This is a genomic window from Bacteroides sp. AF32-8BH, assembly GCF_003435205.1.
Lineage (GTDB): Bacteria > Bacteroidota > Bacteroidia > Bacteroidales > Bacteroidaceae > Bacteroides > Bacteroides ovatus.
The window spans coordinates 177,401-203,878 of sequence record NZ_QVLZ01000009.1; the positions used below are offsets into that span (position 1 = coordinate 177,401).

Annotated in this window: 22 protein-coding genes; 12 read left to right on the forward strand and 10 right to left on the reverse strand. The window is 41.3% G+C overall.

Annotated features, from left to right (window positions below):
• Window positions 1-53 precede the first annotated feature (53 nt).
• Window positions 54-1,427, forward strand: coding sequence for an aminopeptidase P family protein (locus tag DWZ47_RS08400; RefSeq protein ID WP_004296235.1), 1,374 nt, complete (start codon window positions 54-56; stop codon window positions 1,425-1,427).
• A 218-nt stretch (window positions 1,428-1,645) separates the two neighbouring features.
• Window positions 1,646-2,956 (forward strand): acetylxylan esterase, encoded by a 1,311-nt coding sequence (locus DWZ47_RS08405; protein ID WP_061448190.1) that lies wholly within the window; start codon window positions 1,646-1,648, stop codon window positions 2,954-2,956.
• A gap of 4 nt (window positions 2,957-2,960) precedes the next feature.
• Here the strand turns inward: DWZ47_RS08405 and DWZ47_RS08410 are convergent, their stop codons facing one another.
• A complete protein-coding gene (locus tag DWZ47_RS08410; protein WP_004306977.1) occupies window positions 2,961-3,362 on the reverse strand; it encodes a hypothetical protein in 402 nt (133 codons plus the stop codon).
• Between the two features lie 217 nt (window positions 3,363-3,579).
• Window positions 3,580-5,253, reverse strand: a complete 1,674-nt coding sequence (locus DWZ47_RS08415; RefSeq protein WP_117512803.1) for a nucleoside kinase — start codon at window positions 5,251-5,253, stop codon at window positions 3,580-3,582.
• Window positions 5,254-5,335: 82 nt separating this feature from the next.
• On the opposite strand from DWZ47_RS08415, the gene DWZ47_RS08420 reads away from it, so the two are divergent.
• Window positions 5,336-7,033: a Na/Pi cotransporter family protein gene (locus tag DWZ47_RS08420; RefSeq protein WP_009000202.1), complete on the forward strand. Its 1,698-nt coding sequence runs from the start codon at window positions 5,336-5,338 to the stop codon at window positions 7,031-7,033.
• Window positions 7,034-7,122: 89 nt separating this feature from the next.
• On the opposite strand, the gene DWZ47_RS08425 is transcribed toward DWZ47_RS08420, so the two are convergent.
• Complete coding sequence (locus tag DWZ47_RS08425) at window positions 7,123-7,845, reverse strand: hypothetical protein (RefSeq protein WP_117512840.1); 723 nt, start codon at window positions 7,843-7,845, stop codon at window positions 7,123-7,125.
• 115 nt (window positions 7,846-7,960) lie between these two features.
• Window positions 7,961-8,125, reverse strand: a complete 165-nt coding sequence (gene rd, locus DWZ47_RS08430) for a rubredoxin (protein WP_004306971.1) — start codon at window positions 8,123-8,125, stop codon at window positions 7,961-7,963.
• Between the two features lie 222 nt (window positions 8,126-8,347).
• Here rd and DWZ47_RS08435 point away from each other — a divergent pair, with 222 nt between their 5' ends.
• From DWZ47_RS08435 to DWZ47_RS08455, 5 genes are all read left to right on the forward strand, one after another.
• A complete protein-coding gene (locus DWZ47_RS08435; RefSeq protein WP_117512805.1) occupies window positions 8,348-9,523 on the forward strand; it encodes a sensor histidine kinase in 1,176 nt (391 codons plus the stop codon).
• A 90-nt stretch (window positions 9,524-9,613) separates the two neighbouring features.
• Window positions 9,614-12,319, forward strand: coding sequence for a calcium-translocating P-type ATPase, PMCA-type (locus DWZ47_RS08440; protein ID WP_117512807.1), 2,706 nt, complete (start codon window positions 9,614-9,616; stop codon window positions 12,317-12,319).
• Window positions 12,309-12,932, forward strand: coding sequence for an HAD family hydrolase (locus tag DWZ47_RS08445; RefSeq protein WP_117512809.1), 624 nt, complete (start codon window positions 12,309-12,311; stop codon window positions 12,930-12,932). Before DWZ47_RS08440 ends, DWZ47_RS08445 begins: the two co-directional genes overlap by 11 nt.
• Window positions 12,933-12,942: 10 nt before the next feature.
• A complete protein-coding gene (locus tag DWZ47_RS08450) occupies window positions 12,943-13,914 on the forward strand; it encodes a bifunctional riboflavin kinase/FAD synthetase (protein WP_117512811.1) in 972 nt (323 codons plus the stop codon).
• A gap of 77 nt (window positions 13,915-13,991) precedes the next feature.
• On the forward strand, window positions 13,992-14,771 hold the full coding sequence (locus tag DWZ47_RS08455; protein ID WP_117512813.1) for a CPBP family intramembrane glutamic endopeptidase: 780 nt from the start codon (window positions 13,992-13,994) through the stop codon (window positions 14,769-14,771).
• Between the two features lie 14 nt (window positions 14,772-14,785).
• Here DWZ47_RS08455 and DWZ47_RS08460 read toward each other — a convergent pair whose 3' ends face one another.
• From DWZ47_RS08460 to DWZ47_RS08475, 4 genes are all read right to left on the reverse strand, one after another.
• On the reverse strand, window positions 14,786-15,211 hold the full coding sequence (locus DWZ47_RS08460; protein WP_004306960.1) for a SufE family protein: 426 nt from the start codon (window positions 15,209-15,211) through the stop codon (window positions 14,786-14,788).
• 109 nt (window positions 15,212-15,320) lie between these two features.
• Entirely contained in the window at window positions 15,321-16,316 is a 996-nt protein-coding gene (locus DWZ47_RS08465) for a M20 family metallopeptidase (protein ID WP_117512815.1), read from the reverse strand.
• Between the two features lie 70 nt (window positions 16,317-16,386).
• Window positions 16,387-17,295, reverse strand: a complete 909-nt coding sequence (locus DWZ47_RS08470; protein WP_117512817.1) for an LD-carboxypeptidase — start codon at window positions 17,293-17,295, stop codon at window positions 16,387-16,389.
• Window positions 17,296-17,303: 8 nt separating this feature from the next.
• Entirely contained in the window at window positions 17,304-18,107 is an 804-nt protein-coding gene (locus tag DWZ47_RS08475; protein ID WP_117512819.1) for a glycoside hydrolase family 16 protein, read from the reverse strand.
• Between the two features lie 179 nt (window positions 18,108-18,286).
• Between DWZ47_RS08475 and DWZ47_RS08480 the strand changes: the two genes are divergently transcribed.
• The 3 genes from DWZ47_RS08480 to DWZ47_RS08490 all read left to right on the forward strand — a co-directional run bounded on the left by DWZ47_RS08480 (window position 18,287) and on the right by DWZ47_RS08490 (window position 23,033).
• A complete protein-coding gene (locus DWZ47_RS08480) occupies window positions 18,287-19,246 on the forward strand; it encodes a phosphate acyltransferase (RefSeq protein WP_117512820.1) in 960 nt (319 codons plus the stop codon).
• A 25-nt stretch (window positions 19,247-19,271) separates the two neighbouring features.
• Window positions 19,272-20,333: a butyrate kinase gene (gene buk, locus DWZ47_RS08485; protein WP_117512822.1), complete on the forward strand. Its 1,062-nt coding sequence runs from the start codon at window positions 19,272-19,274 to the stop codon at window positions 20,331-20,333.
• A gap of 417 nt (window positions 20,334-20,750) precedes the next feature.
• Window positions 20,751-23,033, forward strand: coding sequence for a GH92 family glycosyl hydrolase (locus DWZ47_RS08490; RefSeq protein WP_117512824.1), 2,283 nt, complete (start codon window positions 20,751-20,753; stop codon window positions 23,031-23,033).
• A gap of 213 nt (window positions 23,034-23,246) precedes the next feature.
• Here the strand turns inward: DWZ47_RS08490 and DWZ47_RS08495 are convergent, their stop codons facing one another.
• Together DWZ47_RS08495 and DWZ47_RS08500 are read right to left on the reverse strand one after the other, a co-directional pair.
• Window positions 23,247-25,004 (reverse strand): ATP-binding protein, encoded by a 1,758-nt coding sequence (locus DWZ47_RS08495; RefSeq protein ID WP_004296255.1) that lies wholly within the window; start codon window positions 25,002-25,004, stop codon window positions 23,247-23,249.
• A gap of 29 nt (window positions 25,005-25,033) precedes the next feature.
• The gene (locus DWZ47_RS08500; protein WP_117512826.1) at window positions 25,034-25,513 is read right to left on the reverse strand and encodes a helix-turn-helix domain-containing protein; all 480 of its coding nucleotides are present in this window, start codon (window positions 25,511-25,513) and stop codon (window positions 25,034-25,036) included.
• A gap of 219 nt (window positions 25,514-25,732) precedes the next feature.
• Here DWZ47_RS08500 and DWZ47_RS08505 point away from each other — a divergent pair, with 219 nt between their 5' ends.
• Window positions 25,733-25,996, forward strand: coding sequence for a hypothetical protein (locus DWZ47_RS08505; protein WP_004296257.1), 264 nt, complete (start codon window positions 25,733-25,735; stop codon window positions 25,994-25,996).
• Window positions 25,997-26,478: the final 482 nt, after the last annotated feature.

Below are 26,478 nucleotides of genomic sequence, written 5' to 3' on the forward strand. Positions count from 1 at the left end.
CTATAACACAAAATTCGTTATCTTTGTTGCACGAACTTAAAAACTAGGACAATATGTTTGCCAAAGAAACGTATATGCAGCGGAGAGCCCTGCTAAAAAAGAACTTAGGCTCCGGAGTGTTGTTATTTCTCGGAAATGACGAGTGCGGACTGAATTACGAAGATAACACATTCCGTTATCGTCAGGATTCCACTTTCCTTTATTATTTCGGACTTTCATGTGCCGGACTTTCGGCTATTATTGATATAGATGAAGACAAAGAAATTATCTTTGGTGATGAGTTGTCTATCGACGCAATCGTATGGATGGGATCACAGCCGACGTTGCACGAAAAATGCGAACGTGTAGGCGTAAAAAATCTGATGCCGTCTGCTGACATTGTAAGCTACCTCCATCAGTGTGTACAGAAAGGGAAAGCAATTCACTATCTGCCTCCTTACCGCCCTGAACATAAACTGAAACTGATGGACTGGCTGGGTATTCCTCCCGCACATCAGGAAGGTTCTGTTCCATTCATCCGTGCCGTGATCGCTCAACGCAACTATAAATCTGCAGAAGAAATCGTAGAAATAGAAAAGGCTTGCGATGTAACTGCCGATATGCATATTACAGCTATGAAAGTACTTCGTCCGGGTATGTACGAATATGAAGTGGTAGCTGAAATGAACCGGGTGGCCGAATCTAATAACTGCCAGCTATCATTCGCTACAATTGCCACTATCAACGGGCAGACTCTGCACAATCATTATCACGGAAATAAAGTGAAGCCGGGTGATTTGTTCTTAATCGATGCCGGTGCAGAAGTAGAGTCAGGTTATGCGGGTGATATGTCGTCTACCATTCCTGCCGATAAGAAGTTCACCACCCGTCAGCGTGAAGTATACGAGATTCAGAACGCCATGCATCTGGAATCCGTAAAGGCTCTCCGTCCGGGTATTCCTTATATGGACGTATACGAACTGTCAGCCCGCGTCATGGTGGACGGTATGAAGACGCTCGGATTGATGAAAGGAAATACCGAGGATGCTGTACGCGAAGGTGCCCATGCGTTGTTCTATCCGCACGGATTAGGTCACATGATGGGATTGGATGTACATGATATGGAGAATCTGGGAGAGATATGGGTAGGTTACAACGGTCAACCGAAGAGCACACAGTTCGGTCGCAAATCGCAACGCCTCGCCATCCCATTGGAGCCGGGATTCGTACATACGGTAGAACCAGGTATTTACTTTATTCCGGAATTGATCGATATGTGGAAAGCAGAAAAGAAATTCACTGATTTTATCAACTACGAGATAGTGGAGACTTATAAGGACTTCGGTGGTATCCGCAATGAGGAAGATTATCTGATTACAGAAACCGGCGCCCGCCGATTAGGCAAGAAGATTCCTTTGACACCGGAAGAGGTGGAAGCTTTAAGATAAAAAGCCTCATCAAAATAAAAGAAGAACCTTTCTTCTATTCAAAATCAATAGCGGAAGTTTTTCATCCGGATGAAAAACTTCCGCTATTTTTGTCAAAGTACCAAATAGTCCATCTAAAATCACATTTTTTCTACCCTTCTTTTCCCGAATCTTGCGTAATATTGCAACAGAATTAAAATAATTCACTTTTTAATGATATAAAAACAATGAATAACACCATGAAGAGACTACTTTTATCTGTATGGCTATTGTCACTTTCCTTACTGTCCGCCGTAGCTGAAAACTATCCTTATAAAAGCGATGTGCTTTGGGTCACCGTACCCAATCATGCCGACTGGCTTTATAAAACCGGAGAAAAAGCAACTGTAGAAGTACAATTCTATAAATACGGTATCCCCAGGGATAACGTAACCGTCACTTATGAAATTGGCGGTGATATGATGCCTGTTGCCGATACAAAAGGAAGTATAACTTTAAAGAATGGCAGGGGGGTGATTCCTGTGGGCACAATGAAAGAGCCGGGATTCCGCGACTGCCGCCTGAAAGCAACCGTAGATGGAAAGACCTATTCACATCATATCAAAGTAGGATTTTCACCGGAGAAACTTCGCCCATATACAACCATGCCTTCCGATTTCAAGGAATTTTGGGAAAAGGCTAAAGCGGAACAAAAGGAGTTTCCCCTAACGTATACCAAAGAACATGTCGAAAAATATTCCACTGATAAAATAGACTGTTATCTCGTAAAATTGCAACTGAACAAACGTGGACAATGCGTCTACGGATATTTATTCTATCCGAAAAAAGAAGGAAAGTTCCCGGTTGTCTTATGCCCTCCGGGAGCAGGAATCAAAACCATCAAAGAGCCTCTGCGCCATAAATATTATGCGGAACAAGGATGCATCCGTTTTGAATTCGAGATACACGGCCTCAACCCGGAAATGAGTGAAGAAGAATTCAAAGAAATCAGCAACGCTTTCAATGGCAGAGAAAACGGCTACCTGACCAATGGGCTCGACAGTCGTGATAATTATTATATGAAACGGGTATATCTGGCCTGTGTGCGTGGCATCGACTTTTTAACATCCCTACCGGAATGGGATGGCAAAAATGTAATTGCACAAGGAGGTAGCCAAGGAGGAGCCCTGGCGTTGATCGCTGCCGGACTGGATGAACGGGTGACAGCTTGTGTCGCCAATCATCCTGCATTAAGCGATATGGCAGGCTATAAAGCCGGACGTGCCGGTGGCTATCCTCATTTCTTTAGAAATTCGGTGGATATGGATACCCCCGAAAAAATAAAGACAATGGCCTATTATGATGTAGTGAACTTTGCTAAATTGATAAAAGCAGACACCTATATAACATGGGGATTCAATGATGACACCTGTCCTCCGACAACCAGCTACATCGTATACAATGTACTAAACTGTCCGAAAGAAGCACTGATTACTCCCATTAATGAGCATTGGACTTCCAACGATACCGAGTATGGACATCTGCTTTGGATAAAGAAGCATTTAAAGTGAAGTTTTAATCATTCCATCTGGATGCGGGCAATTCTTTTTTCCCGTAACCTTTTTTCCAGGCATACGCTTTCCTCTTCCTGAGATAAAGCGTATCGCCACAATGTTTCATCGCCTCCCAATTAAAGATAGAATGGTGACAGATGATCTTTTCAAACCAATAAAGTATGTGATAAGTCACGAATGGTAACACCATCCACCACCATGAAAACAGTAACGATAAAATAAGTGCTGGTATCAGGGTTAAAGAAAAACATTCCCAATACTGCCTGGCATGAATTCGGAGTTCCATATCTTCCCAGACTTCCAGATATTTATAGCGGGTAAAGAAAAACCAGCCTAACATAAAATAGTGTTTCTTCCCTTTTCCTAAAAACCACTTTGCTAAAAGACTATTATAAAAAATCATATTCACATTTTTTTTGTTGCATGTAGTCCCTTCTTAACAGCAAAAGTAATCAAAGGTTCAATATTTTAAAGTTTTGCATAAAAACCATAACATTCTTTCCCTAAATATCACTCAAATATTGTTTATTTTTGTATTCCCTTGCTTCACTACAACAAAAGGTTTATTTGTATTTTCTGCAAAGAAAACACAAATCACGAATATATCCTAATTTTTCTACTTAATATTTAAAGCTGCTTCCTCCTAAAAATTCACGCAACAAAGAAGTAGGCGGAATTTCCTTATCCTGTACCGGAACAAAATATTTGATAAACTTCAACAATCGGTAGGCTTCACAATATTCAGGACAGTTACGCGGAACACCCATCAGAATAGGCTCGGCGTGTAAACGAAGTACGGCAAACTCAAAAAGTAGCGCTGAATTAAACATGACATCAGCATTTTCCTGATAAGGGAATATCCATTTGTCTTCACCGGCACGTACACTAGGCCAGCGTGATATGGTTTCACGTGCAGAATATCCCCGATAATTAAAGTCGCGGATGATGCGGCGCAACAAACGGTTGTCAGTAGTTGGAATCCAGTTATGGTCATCCAACGAAATAGTAGTCAATGCTGAAACATAAATCTTGAATTTCCGTTCGGCTGGTATATGCGGTGTCAGTTCCGGATTTAAGGCATGAATACCTTCCAGAATCAGAATTGTATTATCTTCTATTTTCAGTTTATCACCTTTATATTCCTTTTTGCCAAGAGAGAAATTAAAACGTGGCAATTCCACCTCCTCGCCACGAAGAAGCGCCTGCAGCTGTTGATTAAACAATTCCAGATCGAGCGCATAAAGTGATTCATAATCATAGTTTCCGTTTTCATCCAAAGGGGTTTCTTCACGGTCTACGAAATAATTATCCAAAGAGATCGGGAATGGCTTCAAGCCATTTGTCATCAGCTGAATAGAAAGCCGTTTGCTGAATGTTGTCTTTCCCGAAGAAGACGGGCCGGCAATCAATACCAGTTTTACCCGGTTACCGTTCTCGCCACGATGGAAGATAGTATCGGCTATCTGTGCTATCTTTTTCTCCTGCAATGCTTCCGCCACATTAATCAAGTCAGTGGCATGCCCTTCTTCACAGGCAAGATTAAAATCTCCGGCATTATTAAGCCCCATGATATAACTCCAGTTCAGATATTCCTTAAAAACATCCAGCATCTTCTCCTGCTTCACAACTTCTTCGAGCATACTTGGGTTTTCACGACTCGGAATCCGGAGTAGCAACCCGTCATAATACTTCACGATATCGAACAATTTAAGATATCCGGTGCTGGGCAGCAGATTACCATAATAATAATCAATTGTATCACCCAATGTATAATAATAGGTATAAAGAGAACCGGAAGTTTCAAGTAATCTCACTTTATCATTCATCCCCCGCTCGCTGAAAACCCGTACCGCCTCCGCCGTATGACATTCAATGCGGTGATAAGGAATATTTTCTGCAATGATCTCCTGCATCCGTTGCTTGATACGCGTCACATCTTCGAGCTCAATGGGGCGTCCAATCCGCAAATTACAGAAATAACCTTTTGATACAGGATGTTCCACAAACAATTTTCCTTCAGGAAAGAGTTCCGTGACAGCCTTAAACAAGACAAAACAAAGCGAACGGACATAAGTACGCATACCGGACTGATCTCTCACATCCAGAAACTCTACATCCTTATTATTATATACTCTGAAATTAAGTCCCTCGGAGCGATTATTGACCTTGGCACTCACTACTTGATAAGGAAAATTAAGATTAAAACCGTAATAAATATCCAAAAGTGAGCTTCCGATAGGGAATTCTTTGGAAATATTGTTATTTTTGCAACATATTTGTAACATCTGTTTCATCGAGTTCGTTAAAAGGTGAATAATTTGGGACTAATATACTTATAATCAGATTGAGAACAAATAACCATTAAAAATATTATAGATGGAATATTCTTTTTATGATTTTTTAAAGCTCATAGGCTCATTGGGACTCTTCCTCTACGGAATGAAAATCATGAGCGAGGGCTTACAAAAGGTCGCGGGTGATAGATTGCGAAGTATTCTAACGGCAATGACCACCAACCGGGTAACGGGAGTTCTAACAGGAGTGTTGATTACCGCCCTTATCCAGTCTTCTTCAGCAACGACGGTGATGGTCGTTAGTTTCGTGAACGCCGGGTTACTTACACTTGCCGAATCCATCAGCGTTATTATGGGTGCCAATATCGGTACTACTGTAACTGCCTGGATCATTTCAATTTTCGGATTTAAGGTCGACATGGCTGCCTTTGCTCTTCCACTTCTAGCCATCGCCCTTCCGCTTATCTTCTCCGGCAAAAGCAACCGCAAGTCCATCGGTGAATTCATTTTTGGTTTTTCTTTCCTTTTCATGGGGCTCTCTTATTTAAAAGCAAACGCCCCCGACCTCAATGCCAACCCGGAAATGCTCGCCTTCGTACAGAACTACACAGATATGGGATTCTTCTCCATTATTCTGTTTTTGCTCATCGGTACCATACTGACCATGATTGTGCAGGCCTCAGCAGCCACCATGGCAATCACATTAATTATGTGTGCCAACGGCTGGATTAGTCTGGAACTGGGAGCAGCACTTGTATTAGGAGAGAACATCGGAACTACAATCACGGCCAATCTTGCCGCACTTACAGCCAACACACAGGCTAAGCGGGCAGCATTGGCCCATTTTGTTTTTAACGTGTTTGGGGTCATTTGGGTATTGATTGTCTTCCATCCTTTCATGGATCTAGTAAACTGGGTAGTAGACACCTTCTTTCAAAGCAGTAATCCAGAGGTTGCTATTTCCTACAAGCTATCTGCTTTCCACTCTATCTTCAATATCTGCAACGTCTGTATCCTGATTTGGGGTGTGAAACTGATTGAGCGTACCGTATGCGCTTTAATTCATCCGAAAGAAGAAGACGAAGAACCTCGCCTGCGGTTTATCACTGGTGGTATGCTTTCCACTGCTGAACTTTCTATCCTTCAGGCACGTAAGGAAATCCATCTTTTCGCAGAACGTACCCACCGGATGTTCGGCATGGTGCAGGATCTGTTGCATACGGAAAAGGATGACGATTTCAATAAGCTGTTCAGCCGGATAGAGAAATATGAAAATATCAGCGACAATATGGAACTTGAAATAGCCAACTACCTGAATCAGGTATCCGAAGGCCGTTTGAGTTCTGAAAGTAAGTTACAGATACGCGCCATGTTGCGTGAAGTGACAGAAATTGAAAGTATTGGCGACAGCTGCTATAATCTGGCACGTACCATCAACCGGAAACGTCAGACTAATCAAGACTTTACCGAGAAACAATATGAGCATATTCATTTCATGATGAAGCTGACTAACGACGCACTTGCCCAAATGATTGTGGTAGTAGAAAAGCCGGAACATCAGAGCATTGACATCAACAAATCCTTCAACATCGAAAACGAAATTAATAATTATCGTAACCAACTGAAGAATCAGAATATTCTGGATGTGAACAACAAAGAATATGATTATCAGATGGGAGTTTACTACATGGATATTATCGCCGAATGCGAGAAACTTGGCGACTATGTAGTGAATGTAGTAGAAGCCAGCAGTGATGTGAAAGAGAAAAGAGCTTCTTAACAGATAAAATAAAGAATAAAAAAGGAGAATCAGTAGTATCAATACATACCTGATTCTCCTTTTTATATCTAATAGTATCTTTTATAAAATCAATTATATACGTATGATTCAGCCAAACGCCAGAACAATGTAGATTCCGGAACAGTAGTTGTACGAAGCACTTTTGCAGTCCCGCCTTCCGAGGCCGGATTTATATTGGCAAAAATATTCCATCCCTTATTAAAAGAGCAGTTACTATAATAGTATGATTTGTCACTGCCTGTCAATGTAAAAGGACGGTCGGCATACTGATAACTCACCAATGTAGCTTTTCCGGCAGAAGACCCTTTACCTGACCAGTTGGAAATAGCAATTCGCCCCACCCTTTTATCTCCATTAAAAACAAAGAAATCTCCTAACGTCGCCACAAGAGCGTCCGCATCATCTGAGGTTCCGGTCCAGTAACCACCCATACCATTACGCCGGTCTACTGTCTGAAGCTTTTCCGAAGGAAAACTAGTGGGAAGTGTCATTACTATTTGCCCGTTCTCATAAGGAAAGCTAAGAGTCTCAATCACTTGCCAATCAACACCCGTCACTTTCACCTCAACCCGGTCAAATGTGAAGTCCGCAGGTATATTCTGTATATCTTTTACTACAAGCGTGCTATAATCCGGAACATCCGGAGCAGGAGGTTGCTCTTCATTCTCATCGTCGCTACAACCAGCGATCAGAAGGCTGAATATCAATAATACAAAGATTACAGGGTATGATAGATACCTTAGATCGGTTATGACGGTTGCTCTATTATACATAACTTCCGATTTTTGCATCAAAGATATCACATTTATAATCAGCAGAATAATTTCCAACCATAAAAATAAAAAATGACCGGGTATATATTTATACACCCAGTCATTCTCCTCTTAATAAATCTCTCTCTTGGTTTTATCCTTCGTACGGTTCAAAGTCTTCTTTTCCGACTCCACATAATGGACAAGTCCAATCATCAGGAATATCTTCAAATGCTGTTCCTGGTTCAATTCCACTTTCCGGATCTCCTTGTTCGGGGTCGTAAATATATTCACAGACCGTGCAAATGTACTTTTTCATAACGTTCGTATTTTTAATTGGTTTTCTAAATAATATAACACAAATAGCAAGATATTTGTTCAACACTATTTTTAAACTAAAGAAAAAAACTATCTTTGTAGTCATATTATCAAGCTAAAACAACAATATTATACTATGCTTATAGCACTATTGTCTACCTTAATAGTTTTATGCGCAGTCCTACTAATCAGTTTTTTATTGGAACGTAGGAAATGTCTGCGGATGCAACAACGATTGTTCCGTGAATCCAGAAAGTTGGAACGTACCAGCCATATCGCCGGCGCCATCTTGAAAAATGTGCATGCCTTTATCCTATTAATAGACAATGATTTCAAGGTACTGAAGACTAACTATTACCAAAAAACCGGAACCAGAAAAGGAACAGAAGAGAAAAGAGTGGGCGACTTGTTGCAATGTCGCAATGCATTGGCAGCCGAAGGAGGTTGCGGCACACATAGTTTCTGCGGCTCTTGCCCGATACGTACCGCCATACGACAAGCCTTCGAACAGAGACGAAACTTCACGGATCTTGAAGCCACTTTATCCGTAGTTACATCTGATAATACTACCGTGGAATGTGATGCAGTAATATCCGGTTCTTACTTCCTTCTGAATGAAGAAGAGAACATGGTAATCACCGTACACGATGTTACCCGCCGAAAACAAGCTGAAAAGGAGTTACGGCTAGCCAAAGAAAAAGCAGAAAAAGCCGATATTTCAAAATCTGCCTTTTTAGCCAACATGAGCCATGAAATCCGTACCCCTCTCAATGCTATTACTGGATTTGCAGAGGTATTAGGCAGTGCAACTACAGAAGAGGAAAAGGCTCAATATCAAGAAATCATAAAAATGAATGCCGACCTCCTGATGCAACTGGTCAACGACATTCTCGATATGTCAAAAATAGAAGCCGGAACATTGGAATTTGTGCAGACAACAGTTGACATCAATCAGTTACTTTCAGATTTACAACAACTTTTTCAAATGAGAGTCGATGACGCCGGAGGAAATATACAAATTATAGCGGAATCATCCCGTTCTTCCTGCATGATTCAAACAGATCGGAACCGGGTGGCACAAGTGCTTTCAAACTTTGCCGGCAACGCCATTAAGTTCACCCATAAAGGTAGCATCCGCCTCGGCTATGAAGCTAGAGATACCGAGCTTTACCTTTATGTCAAGGATACCGGAACCGGAATTCCAGCAGAGAAATTACCGGATGTATTCGAGCGCTTCGTGAAACTGAATAAAGATAAAAAAGGAGCCGGACTGGGACTTTCCATATCTCAAACTATTGTCGCCAAACTTGGCGGTCAAATCGGAGCGGATTCCGTAGAAGGTGAAGGCTCTACATTCTGGTTTACAATTCCTTATCGGTCATGTGGTAAACCACGCTAACAAATTCGACTTCATAAAAAGTTTTAATTAAACATTCTATCACAATTTTATGTTGTATTTTTGCGGTTCAAACTAAACGCATGTATCTGCATGAGTACAAATAAAAATGACTATTATCATTTAGGACTTACTGATGACGAAGTCCTACAAAGCAGGGAGAAAAATGGTATTAACCTGTTAACGCCCCCCAAGCGTCCTTCTCTCTGGAAACTTTATCTGGAAAAATTTGAAGACCCGGTTGTCCGTGTATTATTAGTAGCAGCCGCTTTCTCATTAATTATCTCCATCATCGAAAATGAATATGCCGAAACAATCGGAATCATAGCCGCTATCTTATTGGCTACCGGAATCGGTTTCTTCTTCGAATATGATGCCAGTAAGAAGTTCGATCTGCTGAATGCAGTCAATGAAGAAACCCTAGTAAAAGTGGTCCGAAACGGACGCGTACAGGAAATCCCTCGTAAAGACATAGTGGTAGGTGATATCGTCATTCTGGAAACAGGTGAAGAAATTCCCGCTGATGGAGAGTTGCTGGAAGCTATTTCTCTGCAAGTGAACGAATCCAATCTGACCGGAGAACCTGTTATTAATAAAACTACTGTAGAAGCTGATTTTGATGAAGAAGCGACTTATGCCTCCAATCTGGTGATGCGTGGCACTACAGTGGTGGATGGACATGGTACCATGCGCGTGCTGCATGTGGGAGATGCTACTGAAATCGGAAAAGTAGCCCGGCAGAGTACAGAGGATAACCTCGAACCCACCCCGCTGAACATACAGCTCACCAAACTCGCAAATCTAATCGGAAAGATCGGTTTCACCGTTGCCGGTCTGGCTTTCCTTATTTTCTTCGTGAAGGATGTAGTGCTATATTTTGATTTCGGTTCGCTGAACGGATGGCATGAGTGGCTTCCGGTTTTCGAACGGACACTGAAATATTTTATGATGGCAGTTACGCTGATTGTAGTAGCTGTACCTGAAGGATTGCCAATGAGTGTTACGCTTAGTCTGGCATTGAACATGCGTCGCATGCTTTCCACCAACAATCTGGTGCGGAAAATGCATGCTTGCGAAACAATGGGAGCCATCACCGTAATTTGTACGGATAAAACCGGTACACTGACTCAAAATCTGATGCAAGTGCACGAACCCAATTTCTATGGTATAAAAAATGGCAGTGACTTGTCTGATGACGATATTAGCGCACTTATCGCAGAAGGAATCAGCGCCAATTCAACAGCTTTCCTTGAAGAATCAACCAATGGAGAAAAACCCAAAGGCGTAGGAAATCCAACCGAAGTGGCTTTATTACTCTGGCTAAACAAACAGGGAAGAGATTACCTGCAACTCCGCGAACAAGCTCATGTTCTCGATCAACTCACCTTCTCTACCGAACGGAAATTCATGGCAACTCTTGTTGAATCTCCATTGATCGGCAAAAAAATACTTTATATAAAAGGAGCTCCTGAAATTGTTCTGGGCAAGTGTAAAGAAGTTGTTCTGGATGGACGGCAAGTGGATGCGGTAGAGTATCGTTCTACAGTAGAAGCACAACTGTTGAGTTATCAGAATATGGCTATGCGTACACTTGGATTTGCATTCAAGATTGTCGGAGAAAATGAACCGAACGATTGCACGGAACTAGTTTCAGCCAACGACCTCAATTTCTTGGGAGTAGTTGCCATCTCCGACCCAATTCGTCCGGATGTACCTGCTGCGGTTGCAAAATGTCAGTCTGCAGGTATCGGCATCAAGATCGTGACCGGTGACACTCCGGGAACTGCCACGGAAATCGCACGCCAGATAGGTCTTTGGAACCCTGAAACTGATACGGAACGAAATCGAATCACTGGTGTCGCATTTGCCGAATTGAGCGATGAAGAAGCACTGGACAGAGTGATGGACTTAAAAATCATGTCCCGCGCCCGTCCGACGGACAAACAACGTCTGGTACAACTGCTTCAACAAAAAGGAGCAGTGGTAGCTGTAACCGGAGACGGAACGAATGACGCTCCGGCTTTGAATCATGCTCAAGTAGGTTTATCGATGGGTACAGGTACTTCTGTAGCCAAAGAGGCTAGTGATATTACATTGCTCGACGACTCTTTCAACAGTATCGGAACCGCTGTTATGTGGGGACGTTCACTGTATAAGAATATCCAGCGTTTCATTGTTTTCCAGCTAACGATCAACTTTGTGGCATTGCTTATCGTTCTGCTAGGCTCCGTAATCGGTACGGAACTTCCGCTGACTGTAACACAAATGTTATGGGTGAACCTGATTATGGATACTTTTGCCGCTTTGGCTCTTGCCTCCATTCCACCCAGCGAAACGGTCATGCTTGAGAAACCTCGTCGCAGTACCGATTTTATTATCAGTAAGGCAATGCGGTCTAATATAATAGGTGTGGGTTCTATCTTCCTCATCGTATTGCTCGGAATGATTTATTATTTCGACCACAGTACGCAAGGAATGAATGTACACAACCTGACTATTTTCTTCACCTTCTTTGTCATGCTGCAATTCTGGAATCTGTTCAATGCCCGTGTATTCGGTACTACCGATTCGGCATTCAAGGGACTTTCCAAATCGTATGGGATGGAGCTTATTGTACTGGCTATTCTTGCCGGACAATTCCTCATCGTACAATTCGGTGGAGCCGTATTCCGCACGGAACCGCTCGACTGGCAAACCTGGCTTCTTATTATAGGCGTTTCGTCCACGGTGTTATGGGTTGGAGAACTTGTTCGCCTTGTTCAACGTATTATTCACAAAAAAGACAGAAATGAAAAGTAAAGGAATAAAAAACCTTCTTATTGATTTGGGTGGTGTACTTATCAATCTCGACCGCCAACGTTGCATTGAGCACTTTCAGAAGTTAGGGCTCCAAAACGTGGATGCATTGCTGAATATCCAGAACCAGGACGGACTCCTGATGCAACAGGAAAAAGGATTGATAACACCTGCCGAATTCCGTGACGGAGTTCGTAAAATGATAGGCAAAGCAGTTAGCGACAAACAAATAGATGCAGCCTGGAATAGTTTTCTGGTAGATATACCCACACAAAAACTGGATTTATTATTAAAATTACGTGAGAAATATGTCGTCTATTTATTGAGCAATACCAACCAAATTCATTGGGAATGGACATGCGCTCATTTGTTTCCTTACCGCACCTTTAAGGTGGAAGATTATTTTGAAAAAACATACCTCTCTTTTGAAATGAAAATGGCCAAGCCCGAACCGGAGATATTCAAGGCAATCATAGAGGATGCCGGTATCGAGCCGAAAGAAACGCTTTTTATTGATGACTCTGAAATGAACTGTAAGACAGCCCAAAATTTAGGAATTTCCACCTATACAGCGAAAGCAGGCGAAGACTGGAGCCATCTTTTCAACCTCAAATAATTTTAGAGATATGCAGATTATACGTGACATATCGGCAATTACCCCGGAACCCTGCGTAGCTACCATCGGTTTCTTTGATGGAGTACATGCAGGACATCGCTATCTGATTCAGCAAGTGAAAGAGATAGCCGCCGCCAAAGGTCTACGCTCTGCATTGGTTACTTTTCCCGTTCATCCCCGAAAAGTGATGAATGCGGGGTATCGTCCGGAACTTCTGACTACCCCCGAAGAAAAAATAAGTCTGCTTGCAGACATCGGGGTAGACTACTGCCTGATGCTTGATTTCACTCCGGAAATTTCCCGTCTCACTGCCCGGGAGTTTATGACACAGTTGTTAAAAGAGCGTTATCAGGTAAAATATCTGATTATCGGCTATGACCATCGTTTCGGACATAACCGCAGCGAAGGTTTCGAGGATTATGTACGTTATGGAAAAGAAATTGGCATAGAAGTAATTCGCGCCAAAGCGTATACCAGCAATATAGAAATAGGGAACGAACCCAACATTCCGGTAAGCTCTTCCCTGATCCGTAAACTTCTTCATGAAGGAGAAGTTAGCCTGGCCGCCCATTGTCTGAAATATGAATATTTCCTTGACGGGATAGTAGTAGGCGGCTATCAGGTAGGCAGAAAGATAGGTTTCCCAACAGCCAATTTACGGGTGGATGATCCCGATAAACTGATTCCGGCCGATGGCGTATATGCCGTATGGGTGACATTTGACGGGAAAACGTATATGGGGATGCTGAATATAGGTGTCCGCCCGACGATTGACAATGATCCGAACCGGACGATTGAGGTGAATATCCTCCACTTCCATTCTGACATATATGATAAATTCATCCGGCTTACTTTTGTTAAACGGACACGTCCCGAACTGAAATTTTCCAGTATCGACGAGTTAATAACACAGCTCCATAAGGATGCTGAAGAGACAGAAACAATTCTTAAAAATAGATTCTTATGCAAAAGTCATTTATGAGCATCTCTTTGGTGGTAATAGCTATATCCATGTTAGCTATGTTTATCTATAGTTTCTTTACCACTAAATAAAAAAACATGAAAACGGCAATCAAATTAGTATTAATAGACCTTCTCATTGCACAGATTGTCGCCCCTATCCTGATTATGATTCCCTGTACGATCTATTTGTTCGTCACCACGGGAAATCTGGATAAAGTCACTCTGACGCAAATGATTATGATCCCGGCACAACTAGCCGGTCAGATTATGATGGGTATTTATCTATGGAAAGCCGGTTATATCAGTAAAAAGAAGGCAACATGGTCACCCGTATCAGCTCCATTCCTAATTTGTAGCGGACTAGCTATTCTCACCGGTGGTTTTCTGGTATCCGCACTGATGGGACTGCTAGACTGGATACCCAACATCATGGAGCAATCTTTCGACATTCTCCAATCCGGTTGGGGCGGTATTCTTGCAATAGCTATCATCGGTCCTGTACTTGAAGAACTGTTGTTCCGCGGAGCCATTACCAAAGCTTTGCTGCAACAATACAACCCGACGAAGGCCATTCTCATTTCAGCACTTCTATTCGGTGTCTTTCACATTAATCCGGCCCAGATACTTCCGGCATTCCTGATTGGTATCCTGCTGGCATGGACATACTATAAAACCGGCAGTCTGATTCCCTGTATACTCATGCATATATTGAATAACTCCTTAGCAGTATATCTTAGTATCAAATATCCCGAAACAGAAAACATGGATGATTTGATTAACGGTACCCCATATCTCATCGTTCTATTCGGGTCAATCCTCCTGTTTATCGGTATCATATTGACCATGAACCACCTGACTTCCCAAAAGCAGCAATAAAAAAAGGGAAGTTTTCACTTCCCCTCTTTCGCTTTGAATGCTAATGCATACATTCGTATTTGTTTTACCATCGACAGCAAACCATTGCTACGCGTTGGCGACAGATGTTCTTTCAGCCCGATCTTGTCTATAAAATAAAGATCTGCATTCAAGATTTCATCAGGAGTATGCCCGGAAAGGACTTTAATCAACAAGGCAATAATCCCCTTTACAATCAAAGCATCACTTTCTGCTTTAAAAACGATTTTACCATCCACATCATCCGCTTGAAGCCATACCCTGCTCTGGCATCCTTCAATCAGATTTTGTTCCGTCTTATATTTTTCTTCAAGTGGTTCCTGCTCATTTCCCAGATCAATAAGTAATTGATAACGGTCCATCCAATCGTCGAAGTCACTGAATTCTGCAATCACTTCGTCTTGTAGTTCATTAATTGACATTATAGTAATTATTTAATTAGACAATATACCAATGTGCGAATAACAGATGCCGTATTTAAAACCGGCATATCAATATACCAACACCTTATTATATTATTTCTCAATTCTATTATTTCTCATTGTAAATCACTTCCAATACCGTCTGACCGACTGCTTTCAACGTATTCTTATCAATATGTTCCATATTGTCATTGACAGTATGCCATGTCGGGGTAAAATCACCTTCCTGATCGTATGGAATGATATCGATCGTTTTAATACGTGCCAGACGATTTATGAACAGATGGTCGTCTGTTACAAATCCTCCGTTTCCATCCATGAAAGTCTTTCCGTAACCCGCTTTCTTTGCCGCTTTCCAAACCTTTTTATTTATGTCCGGAGCAAATTCTTCCGAATACCCTTCTTTCATAAACACACTGCCTTCACCTCCTACCATATCGAGCAGGATACCAAAACGTGCATTATATCCTTGCACATGAGGATTACGTGCCCAATACTGCGATCCCAGACACCAGAACTCCTCCTTATGCTTTCCTGTATAAAACTGTGGCGCACCATAGTCCTCTGCATCCAACAGAATGATATCAATCCCCAATTCCGGTTGTTGTTGATTGACCAGACGAGCTATTTCGAGCAAAGCTCCTACCCCACTGGCACCATCATTTGCACCCAGAATCGGAGTTTTATGGTTCTTTTCGTCAGGATCGTTATCAGCCCATGGACGTGTATCCCAATGTGCAAACAGAGCGATTCTCTTTTTACTTTCCGGCTTATAAGAACCGATAATGTTTCTCGCTTTCAACAACGTCCCGTCATAAGCAATCAAATCAGCATATTGATTAGTCACTTGAGCACCGAAAGTCTCTAATTGACTAGCAAGGTAATTGCCACAGGCAACATGCTCTTTAGTGTTAGGAACACGAGGTCCGAAATCTACCTGATTCTTTACATACAAATAAGCACTATCCGCATCAAACTGAGGTACATTCACAACTGTCTTTTCGTCTTGTTCACTCGTACTATTTGCCTTGTTACCTCCACCGCAAGAGAATGCTGATAATAACAAAAAGGCACTCATTAATACTATCATAGTTTTCTTTTTCATCGTCCTTTTATCTATTAAAGCCTCAAAATTAGTCATTTTCACCACAGCATCGTTCAGATGGAATGGATTATTAACATATAAACTTCAGTTCCACATTTTTCTTTCCCACCACAAACTCTACTTTTGCACCGTTGATAAGCGGGAGATTATGAGTCACATGTCCCACCGGGAAATTGAAACAGACGGGATAATCATACTCTTTTACTAAATCTGCCAAAGCGGCATACAATTCCTTACCCAGCGAACAGTCTTCTTCATATTCTGTAAATTGACCGATAATCAAGCCGGACAGTTTTTCTAATACGCCCCCCAGTTTCAAATTATACATCATACGCTCGATGGCATGCGGACGTTCGCTGACATCTTCAATAAACAGTATAGTCCCTTCCGCCGGAATATCATAAGGAGTGCCACGCAAACCGTAGGCCACCGCCATGTTACCGCCATGCAAAACGCCTTGTGCCGTCCCCTGCTTGTTCAGTTTATGCTTCTCACACATGTAAGAAGGAATATTTCCCAATAGAATATCCTTCAGGTAGTTCGTACAAAGATCATTTTCCGGTTCCACCGTAAGATGACGGGCCATCAATGAATGAAGGGAAGCATATCCATTTTTCTGAAACAAATTGTGCAAAGCGGTTATATCGCTAAAGCCCAGTAACCATTTCGGATGCTCACGAAAGGCCGTAAAATCAAGTTTATCGATCAAATGTACCGCCCCGTACCCTCCACGGCTACAAAGAATAGCTTTCACTTTAGGGTCGTCCATCGCATCCTGCAAATCTTTCAGCCGCTGCTTGATTGTCCCGGCATATCTTCCGGATGAACTTCCGGCATGTTTTCCTATAGCCACTTTCAAGCCCCATGATTCAATCCGTTTCTTGGCTCCTTTCAGGAATTGTTGGTCTATCTTACTCGAAGGTGATACAATAACCACTTTATCACCTTTCTGCAAAAAGGGAGGAAATTGAATATCCATATATGTTCTTATTTTATTGACTTTCGTTGATAAAAACGTACCCAGTCCACTTCCATTTCTACCGGAAGATCCCCGGGAGAGACTGCTCCCACCCACGAACCTCCCAACTGCATATCAATCAGCAGATAAAATGGCTGATTAAAAGGGAATTGTCCCTCTTCTTTCGTTTGTATGCGGGGATAAGTAAACGTATGCACATCATTGACATAAAATGAAAGACTATCCGGATACATTTCGACTGCAAAAATATTGTAGCGGTCAGGGTGAATCACTCCCATAGAATGGGATACCGGATGATCCTTGATCCCCAGCGTATAAGTGTAATGGGAATGAACTGTCTGATAAACAATAGAATCGTTATTCAAACGTTCCATGATATCAATCTCACCGCCGGATGGCCATGCCGCTCCTTCAGGCAACAGCCAGATGGCAGGCCATGCTCCTCCGGCCGCATTCAATTTGGCACAAATCTCAATACGCCCGTTCGTAAAAGCCTTTTTACCTTTTGTATACACACCGCCTGTCAAATAAGGGGCAGTGTCATTGCGTTGGGTATGATTGACAATCCCTCTCAATACCAGTTTGCCTTTACGCATGGCATAGCAGGAATCAAAGTCTGTCATATAGTTATTCCAATCCGACTTTCCTCGTGGAATCTTGCTCCATACCTGTGAATCAAAACTCTTTTTTTGATTAAAGTTCTCTTCCCAGATCAAAGACCAACCGGAAGATGTTTTGCTGCTTTTACAGGAAATAAGCGTCCAACAAAGGAGAATTAAGCTAAGAAATAATAGATTTTTAAACTGTTTCATGGTACTTTTATTTTATTGGGGGATTTATTTGCAAAAATACAGGAAAAAACGGTTCCATGCACATCCAACAGCCAAAACAAATAAAATATAGCAAAATGTTACATAATGGATGTAATTTTTCGGGTTATAATCGCTATTTTTTCAATCATTTTTCTGATATTTGCTAAAAATCTAACGTTATGGAACCTATTCTAAATTTTGCCCAGTTAACGGCTCATCTTAAAAAACTAAACCATAGAAAACGAATTGCCGTGGTCTGTGCGAACGATCCTAACACTGAATATGCCATCTCCCGTGCTTTGGAAGAAGGGATTGCAGAATTTCTGATGATTGGAGATTCTACCATTCTGAAGAAATATCCCACGCTCAAACAATATCCTGAATACGTAAAAACTATCCACATAGAAAATCCGGATGAAGCGGCACGCGAAGCTGTCCGCATTGTCCGTGAAGGAGGAGCGGATATTTTGATGAAAGGGATTATCAATACGGACAACTTGCTGCATGCCATACTCGACAAAGAAAAAGGTTTGTTACCGAAAGGGAAAATCCTCACGCATCTGGCAGTAATGGAAATTCCTACTTACCATAAACTGCTTTTCTTCTCGGATGCCGCCGTCATTCCGCGTCCTACTTTACAGCAACGTATAGAAATGATCTGGTATGCTATCTGTACCTGTCGTCACTTTGGTATCGAACAACCACGTGTCGCATTGATTCACTGTACAGAAAAAGTGAGTGCCAAGTTCCCGCACTCACTGGATTATGTGAATATCGTAGAACTTGCCGAAGCAGGAGAATTCGGAAATGTAATTATTGACGGCCCGCTAGATGTACGTACTGCCTGCGAACAAGCAAGTGGTGATATTAAAGGGATTGTATCTCCTATTAACGGACAGGCAGATGTCTTGATATTCCCGAACATTGAATCGGGTAATGCATTCTACAAATCCGTCTCTTTGTTTGCACAGGCAGAAATGGCAGGATTGCTGCAAGGTCCTGTTTGCCCGGTAGTACTTCCATCGCGTAGTGATTCCGGCTTGTCCAAATATTACAGCATTGCAATGGCATGCTTACAAGTGTCAGGAGATTGCAAATGCAGAAAACAAGTCAGCCAAGTTACCGACTCATCATTCTAAATTCATCACTAAAAGCCTACTATTCATGAAAATTCTGGTTATCAACCCCGGTTCTACTTCTACCAAAATAGCGGTTTACGAAAATGAAACTCCGCTGTTTGTCAGTAATATAAAACATTCTGTAGAAGAACTATCCGCTTTTCCCGAGGTGATAGACCAGTTTGAATTCCGGAAAAACCTGGTGTTACAAGAATTGGAAAACAATAAGATACCTTTTTCTTTTGATGCAATCATCGGGCGCGGCGGTTTAGTGAAACCGATACCGGGCGGAGTGTATGAGGTAAATGAGGCCATGAAACGTGATACAGTGCATGCTATGCGTACCCATGCTTGTAACTTAGGAGGATTGATTGCCAGCGAACTGGCCTCCACATTACCCGACTGTCCGGCTTTCATTGCTGATCCGGGAGTAGTGGATGAACTGGAAGATATAGCACGCATTACAGGTTCTCCCTTAATGCCGAAGATCACCATCTGGCATGCATTAAACCAGAAAGCAATCGCCCGCCGCTTTGCCAAAGAGCAGGGAACCCAATACGAAAATCTGGATTTAATTATCTGTCATTTGGGAGGTGGCATCTCTGTCGCAGTCCATCATCACGGACGAGCCATTGACGCCAACAATGCATTGGACGGTGAAGGTCCTTTCTCACCGGAACGCGCCGGTACACTTCCCGCCGGTCAACTGATCGACCTCTGTTTTAGCGGTCAACTCACTAAAGACGAATTGAAAAAACGTATCTCCGGACGTGCCGGGCTGACCGCCCATCTAGGTACAACCGATATTCCCGCCATTATACAATCTATCGAAGAAGGAGATAAGAAAGCGGAACTGATACTGGATGCCATGATTTACAATGTTGCAAAAGCAATAGGAGCCAGCGCCACCGTACTTTGCGGAAAAATAGATGCTATCCTTCTGACAGGAGGTATCGCCTATTCGGACTATGTGATTTCAAGACTGAAAAAGAGAATCTCTTTTCTGGCTCCCATCTATATTTATCCTGGAGAAAATGAAATGGAGTCATTAGCATTTAATGCCATAGGAGCACTAAAAGGGGAATTGCCGATACAAATCTATAAATAGGTGGGCGCACAAAAAGGCTATTCAGTTACCAATCACCAAGCAATCTGATAGTTTCTGTTTCTAATTGGAAACGGCTAACTGTACAGCATCATTCACAATGCCTGCTAATATAAAGTCTTGAGCACATAAATGGTTCAACAAAAAAGAACACTAATACAAATAATAACAGTAAGGTATATTTGTCTATTTCACATAGATAGTTGAATAACATAGTAAAAAAACACTTTTGCGATAGTTTCTTTAGCGGGGTTAATAAAAAAAAGTACCTATTAACCACTGTATTAACCACGATTTTAACCACGACCTTAACCACGAAGCTATACCTTTGTCATGTCTCACCCCGTTGAAACATTCAACGTTGGCAACACATGAAAACGCTGTGATTACTTTGCAAGCTATAAACTCAAAAAGAAAATTATGAAGAAATGTTGGTTATTATTTTTAGTGCTTAGTTGCACGTTTCTAGCCCAGTCCAAAGACTGGACACAATACGTTAATCCGTTAATGGGAACACAATCATCTTTTGAATTATCAACAGGTAACACCTACCCCGCCATTGCCCGCCCTTGGGGAATGAATTTCTGGACCCCACAGACCGGAAAAATGGGAGACGGATGGCAATATGTCTATACAGCCAATAAAATCCGTGGATTCAAACAAACTCATCAGCCCAGCCCATGGATAAACGATTACGGACAGTTCTCCATCATGCCGATGGTGGGTAAACCTGAATTCGACGAAGAAAAGCGGGCTAGCTGGTTCGGACACAAAGGAGAAGAAGCAACTCCTTATTACTACAAGGTGTATCTGGCCGAATACGATATTGTCACGGAGATGTCACCGACCGAACGTGCTGTTCTCTTCCGGTTCACTTTTCCGGAAAACGAACATTCATATATTGCAGTCGATGCATTTGACAAAGGTTCTTTTATTCAGATTATCGCAGAAGAAAACAAAATTATCGGTTATAGTACACGTAATAGCGGAGGAGTTCCCGAAAACTTCAAGAACTATTTTATTATTCAATTCGATAAACCTTTCACCTATAAAGCCACTGTGAATAATGGAAATATTCAAGAAAATGCAACCGAACAGACAACAGACCATGCAGGAGCCATTATAGGTTTTAAAACTCAACGTGGAGAACAAGTACATGCACGCATCGCCTCTTCCTTTATCAGCTTCGAACAGGCTGCAAGAAATATGAAAGAATTAGGAAATGACAATCTGGAGCAAATAAAACAAAAGGGACAGAAAGCATGGAACCAGGTACTGGGAAAAATCGAAGTGGAAGGAGGAAACCTCGATCAATACCGCACTTTCTACTCCTGCTTATACCGTTCGTTACTTTTCCCCCGAAAATTCTACGAACTGGACGAAGCCGGAAAAGCTGTTCATTACAGCCCTTATAACGGACAAGTTCTACCGGGATATATGTTTACCGACACCGGATTTTGGGATACCTTCCGGTGTCTTTTCCCATTACTGAATCTGATGTATCCGTCGATGAATAAAGAAATGCAGGAAGGGCTCATCAATACCTACAAAGAAAGCGGATTCTTCCCCGAATGGGCCAGCCCCGGACACAGAGACTGCATGATAGGAAATAATTCGGCTTCCGTACTAGCAGATGCTTATTTAAAAGGTATTAAAGTAGAAGATGTGAAAACTTTGTACGAAGGGTTAATACACGGAACAAAGAACGTACATCCCACCGTATCTTCCACAGGAAGACGCGGATACGAATATTATAATAAGTTAGGCTATGTCCCTTATGATGTAAAAATCAATGAAAACACAGCCAGAACTTTGGAATATGCCTACAATGACTGGTGTATCTATCAATTAGCCAAAGAATTAAAGCGACCGGAAAAAGAAATACAGCTCTTTGCCAAACGGGCGATGAACTATAAGAATGTATTCGATAAAGACTCCAAGCTCATGCGAGGAAAAAATGAAGATGGAACATTCCAATCTCCATTCTCACCATTGAAATGGGGAGATGCATTTACCGAAGGAAACAGCTGGCACTACTCATGGTCTGTATTCCATGATCCACAAGGATTAATTGACTTAATGGGAGGAAAAGATATGTTTATCACTATGCTGGATTCTGTATTTTCCGTACCTCCTGTCTTTGATGAGAGTTATTACGGGCAGGTTATTCATGAGATTCGTGAAATGACAATCATGAATATGGGGAATTACGCGCATGGCAACCAACCAATCCAACACATGATCTACCTATACAACTATGCCGGTCAACCCTGGAAAGCGCAGTATTGGCTACGCCAGGTCATGGATAAAATGTACACACCGGGCCCTGACGGATATTGTGGAGATGAAGATAATGGGCAGACTTCGGCATGGTATGTTTTCTCCGCATTAGGTTTTTACCCCGTATGTCCGGGAACCGACGAATACGTCGTTGGAGCTCCTCTTTTTAAAAAAGCAACCTTACATCTTGAAAACGGTAACAGCCTCATCATCCATGCAACCGATAACAACAAGAAGAATATGTATATTCAAACAATGAATCTGAACGGCACAGAATATAAAAAGAACTATCTACGCCATGAAGACTTATTAAAAGGAGGAAACATTAACTTCCAAATGGGAAGCCAGCCCAATTTAAACAGAGGAACGGAAGAGGAAAGCTTTCCTTACTCCTTCTCTAAAGTCCTAAAAAAGATTCGTTAAATTCATAAAAAACAAGAGACTGTTTAACTAAGTCTCATGTTGATAAGTTTGCCTCTATTATGGGAATCCATAGCAGAGGCAAATTTTATTCTTCAAGACTTATTAGGGATATTCATTAAAAGGAAAAAGTGATCTCCTTATTCATCAACGTTTCAAAAATCAGAAAAAGATAGAGGAGCCACACACCTTATAGCAACATGTATGCTACTTCTCTTAAGAAAGAGTAACTTCTTCCAATAAAGCAAGCTCCCAACTACGCCAAACAATAGTAATTAACTTCAGTTCACCTTTCGCCCTGGCTTCTGCCACCAGTTCATCTTCACTATAACGAAGTAACTGTTCGCGCGCCTCATCAGCAAGGGCACGTATTTCTTTTTCCGAAGCACCGGCTTTTGCATATTTCACCTCAAGCAGATAGGTGAAAGGAGGCAGTACAGGAACCGACGGACTAGGTTTGAAGAAGAAATCTGCAAAACCCTTATTCAATTCGTATTCCGGATAGAGCTGATAATAACGATACATTCCTAAATAGGCAAGCAAGAAGCCTTTAATGTGCGCTTCACCTTCAATATATTCACGGATACGACTTTGCTCACGAACAGCATTGGCGATAAAATCGAACAAAGGTTTCCAGTCTCCCCTGAAAGCCATATTCTCAAATAAAGCACTCATCCTGTTCATGTCAATTTTAAAGATATCATGCTTGATGTAGCCTTGTATCAAGAAATTAAACAGTTGTTCTCTTACAACCAAATTCGGTACATGTAAAATGGGTCTTCCCACCATGTCCACACCTTTGATGGAAAGAAGTCCGAAATAGAATAATAAAGACTTGAAATTACTGGGGTCCGTCATCTCCAATGCAGAGAAATGAGTAACGATGTCAGTAGTGATTTCTCCTTGCTCGGCTATTTCCTTTATAACGGAAAAATTCTCTCCCAACCCGTGATCTAGCTTTATCAAGTATGCCAACTTGTTAAAGTCAGTGCGAATATTGGGATCTACGATTTCTTCAGGCTTTTCCCCATGCAAAACAAAAGACTTCATAAAATAAAGTACCATATCAGAGTTAAACATACAGTCCACCAATCTACTTCTACTAAAGCAATAATTGTCATAATTAGGTTTCATCATGACAACAGTTTCATCTACAGATTGTATCAACACTCCTTGTTCTTTATAATAAGTCAGCATTTCACGCAATTCTTTCTCACTAAAACCAACTAAATCATTAAACCAAGGATCAGTCGTTATATTGGTTCCGATGTTAAAGCCACTAGTCACATCATCCATCGTCACCGGACTCACTCCGGTAATAAACAACCGTTCAAGAGCAGCTCCGGTTCCGGTAGTAGCGGATTTTATCACGTTAAAGAAGCCACGAATAAAACCTTCGCCATGCGTTGCTTTCCTGTAAAATTCCGTACCGTAAGTCGAAAGAATGGTATTGGTGAAATTATCATATTCATCAATGAGTAAATAAATACGAATATTTTTCTTACGGGTAGCATAGGAATTAATCGCAGACAGAAAAGCCCCGGGTTCTTCTTGTATTTTCTCATCAAGAACATCCCAAATTTCTTTTCCTAACAAATCTTCATACTTAAAGACAAAATCTTTAAGTTTACTACAACAATGCAGCTTAAACGATAGTTCTACTTCATTGACATTGGAACTCACTTCCGAGAAATTAAACCGCATGATGAGAAACTGATTGTGGAGCTTCGTCGGATGCTGACCTATGTATAGCTGACCAAACAACTCGTCAAACTGTTCAGCATGATTTACGTCATAATAGGCCTCTAACATAGCCAAAGTCAGACTCTTCCCAAATCTACGGGGACGTATCAGAAACAGATAAGGCGGTTGCATCTCTATTTTTTCAATGAACATTGTCTTATCTACATAATAATAATTCTCTTTCTGAATTCGGCTAAAATCAGTTATTCCGTAAGGTATTTGTTTCATCATATTGCGATTCCTTTCAATTTATCTGTCCCTTATTTCTGCAGACCTTTTTCAATATTCTGCAAACGGCGTTCTAACGCTGCATACTTTTCATCCTTTTCTTTTAAAAGACGCTCGTAGAGTTCAGTGATTTTGTCGATAGGATTGAAATTGTTTACCCGATTATCATTACTACTGTCAGTATCTTCGGTATAGGATTTCACAGTACCAATATTAATCTTTGCTCCACCTGTATTTTGTTCCGAATCATTCACCGTATTATTCTCAAACACCACCGTCTGTGCATCCTCCTCCAAAGTCTTGAGATAATCGAAAGGGACATTCAATGCACGTGCAAAACGTTGCAACATCTCATCATCAATCACTTTCATCTTCTCATATTTAGAAACAGCAGGTTGTGAGAGATGTACTAATTCACTCAAACCCTCCTGGTTCATATCCTTTTCAATACGGGTACGACGTATATTGCGTCCGTGATGGACTCTCCCAATTGTCAATTCTTCTGTTTCCATTTTTATTTTCTTTCTTTTTAAAATCCAACAAATATACAAATGAAAAGTTTCGCTCGAAGCAAATATACGAAAAAAACGAATAGATGTGATAATATGGATAAAAGGAATATTACAACCTGACAAATAGAATAAAATGAATACTTCAAACAGCGCATAATGTGTTAAATTATCACGAACTTTACCGCACGAAAGGGCAACAAAACAAAAGAGCTTACGGACATGAAAAGAATATTGACAAATAAAGAATACAGGTTCATAAAAGGGCTCAAAGAATTGATGATTAAATACAATGCGGTAATCTCTACAGATGCGCAAGGGAAAATTGAGATTGTGGTGAATGAAGACAACGAATCATTTGATTTTGAAGCAGAAAGCACGATCTATTTAGGAGCTTGTTTTTCAGATTATGAGTTAAATGAATTACTGGAAAAGAACTTCGCACACATAAAACGAATAAAAGAGGAGTATAAAACAAACTTGTAAACGGATCTATATAATAGAAAAATCATTAATCCTAATCTCTATATAAACACCCCACCGGTTTCTTTAAAACCAACGACCTCTTCCTTTTAAAGGAAGGGGTCGTTCCTTTAAAAGGAGTGAAGCTTTGGTTTTAAAGCAAGAAAAACGACCTTATTAACAGGTATATTTGCCTGTATCATAAACTTTTTAAATAAAAAAGCTCTTTCAAAGAAATTTTTCTCATATCTTTGCGACGTGTTAAGTTAATAAATTGATTAAGGTCGATTTTTGACTGTTTCGAATCGGGAAGTATGGGGGTACTTTCCGATTCTTTTTTTGGGGAGGATATAACAAGGTGTCTTTCATCTTTTTAAAGGTTTTAATAAACTGAATAAATCTAATATATACTAACTCTATATATAAAACAGTTCAACCCCGGATGATACTAATAAAAAAAGAAGAGGTTGTGTCAAAACGCTGACACAGCCTTTTTTTATGCGCAA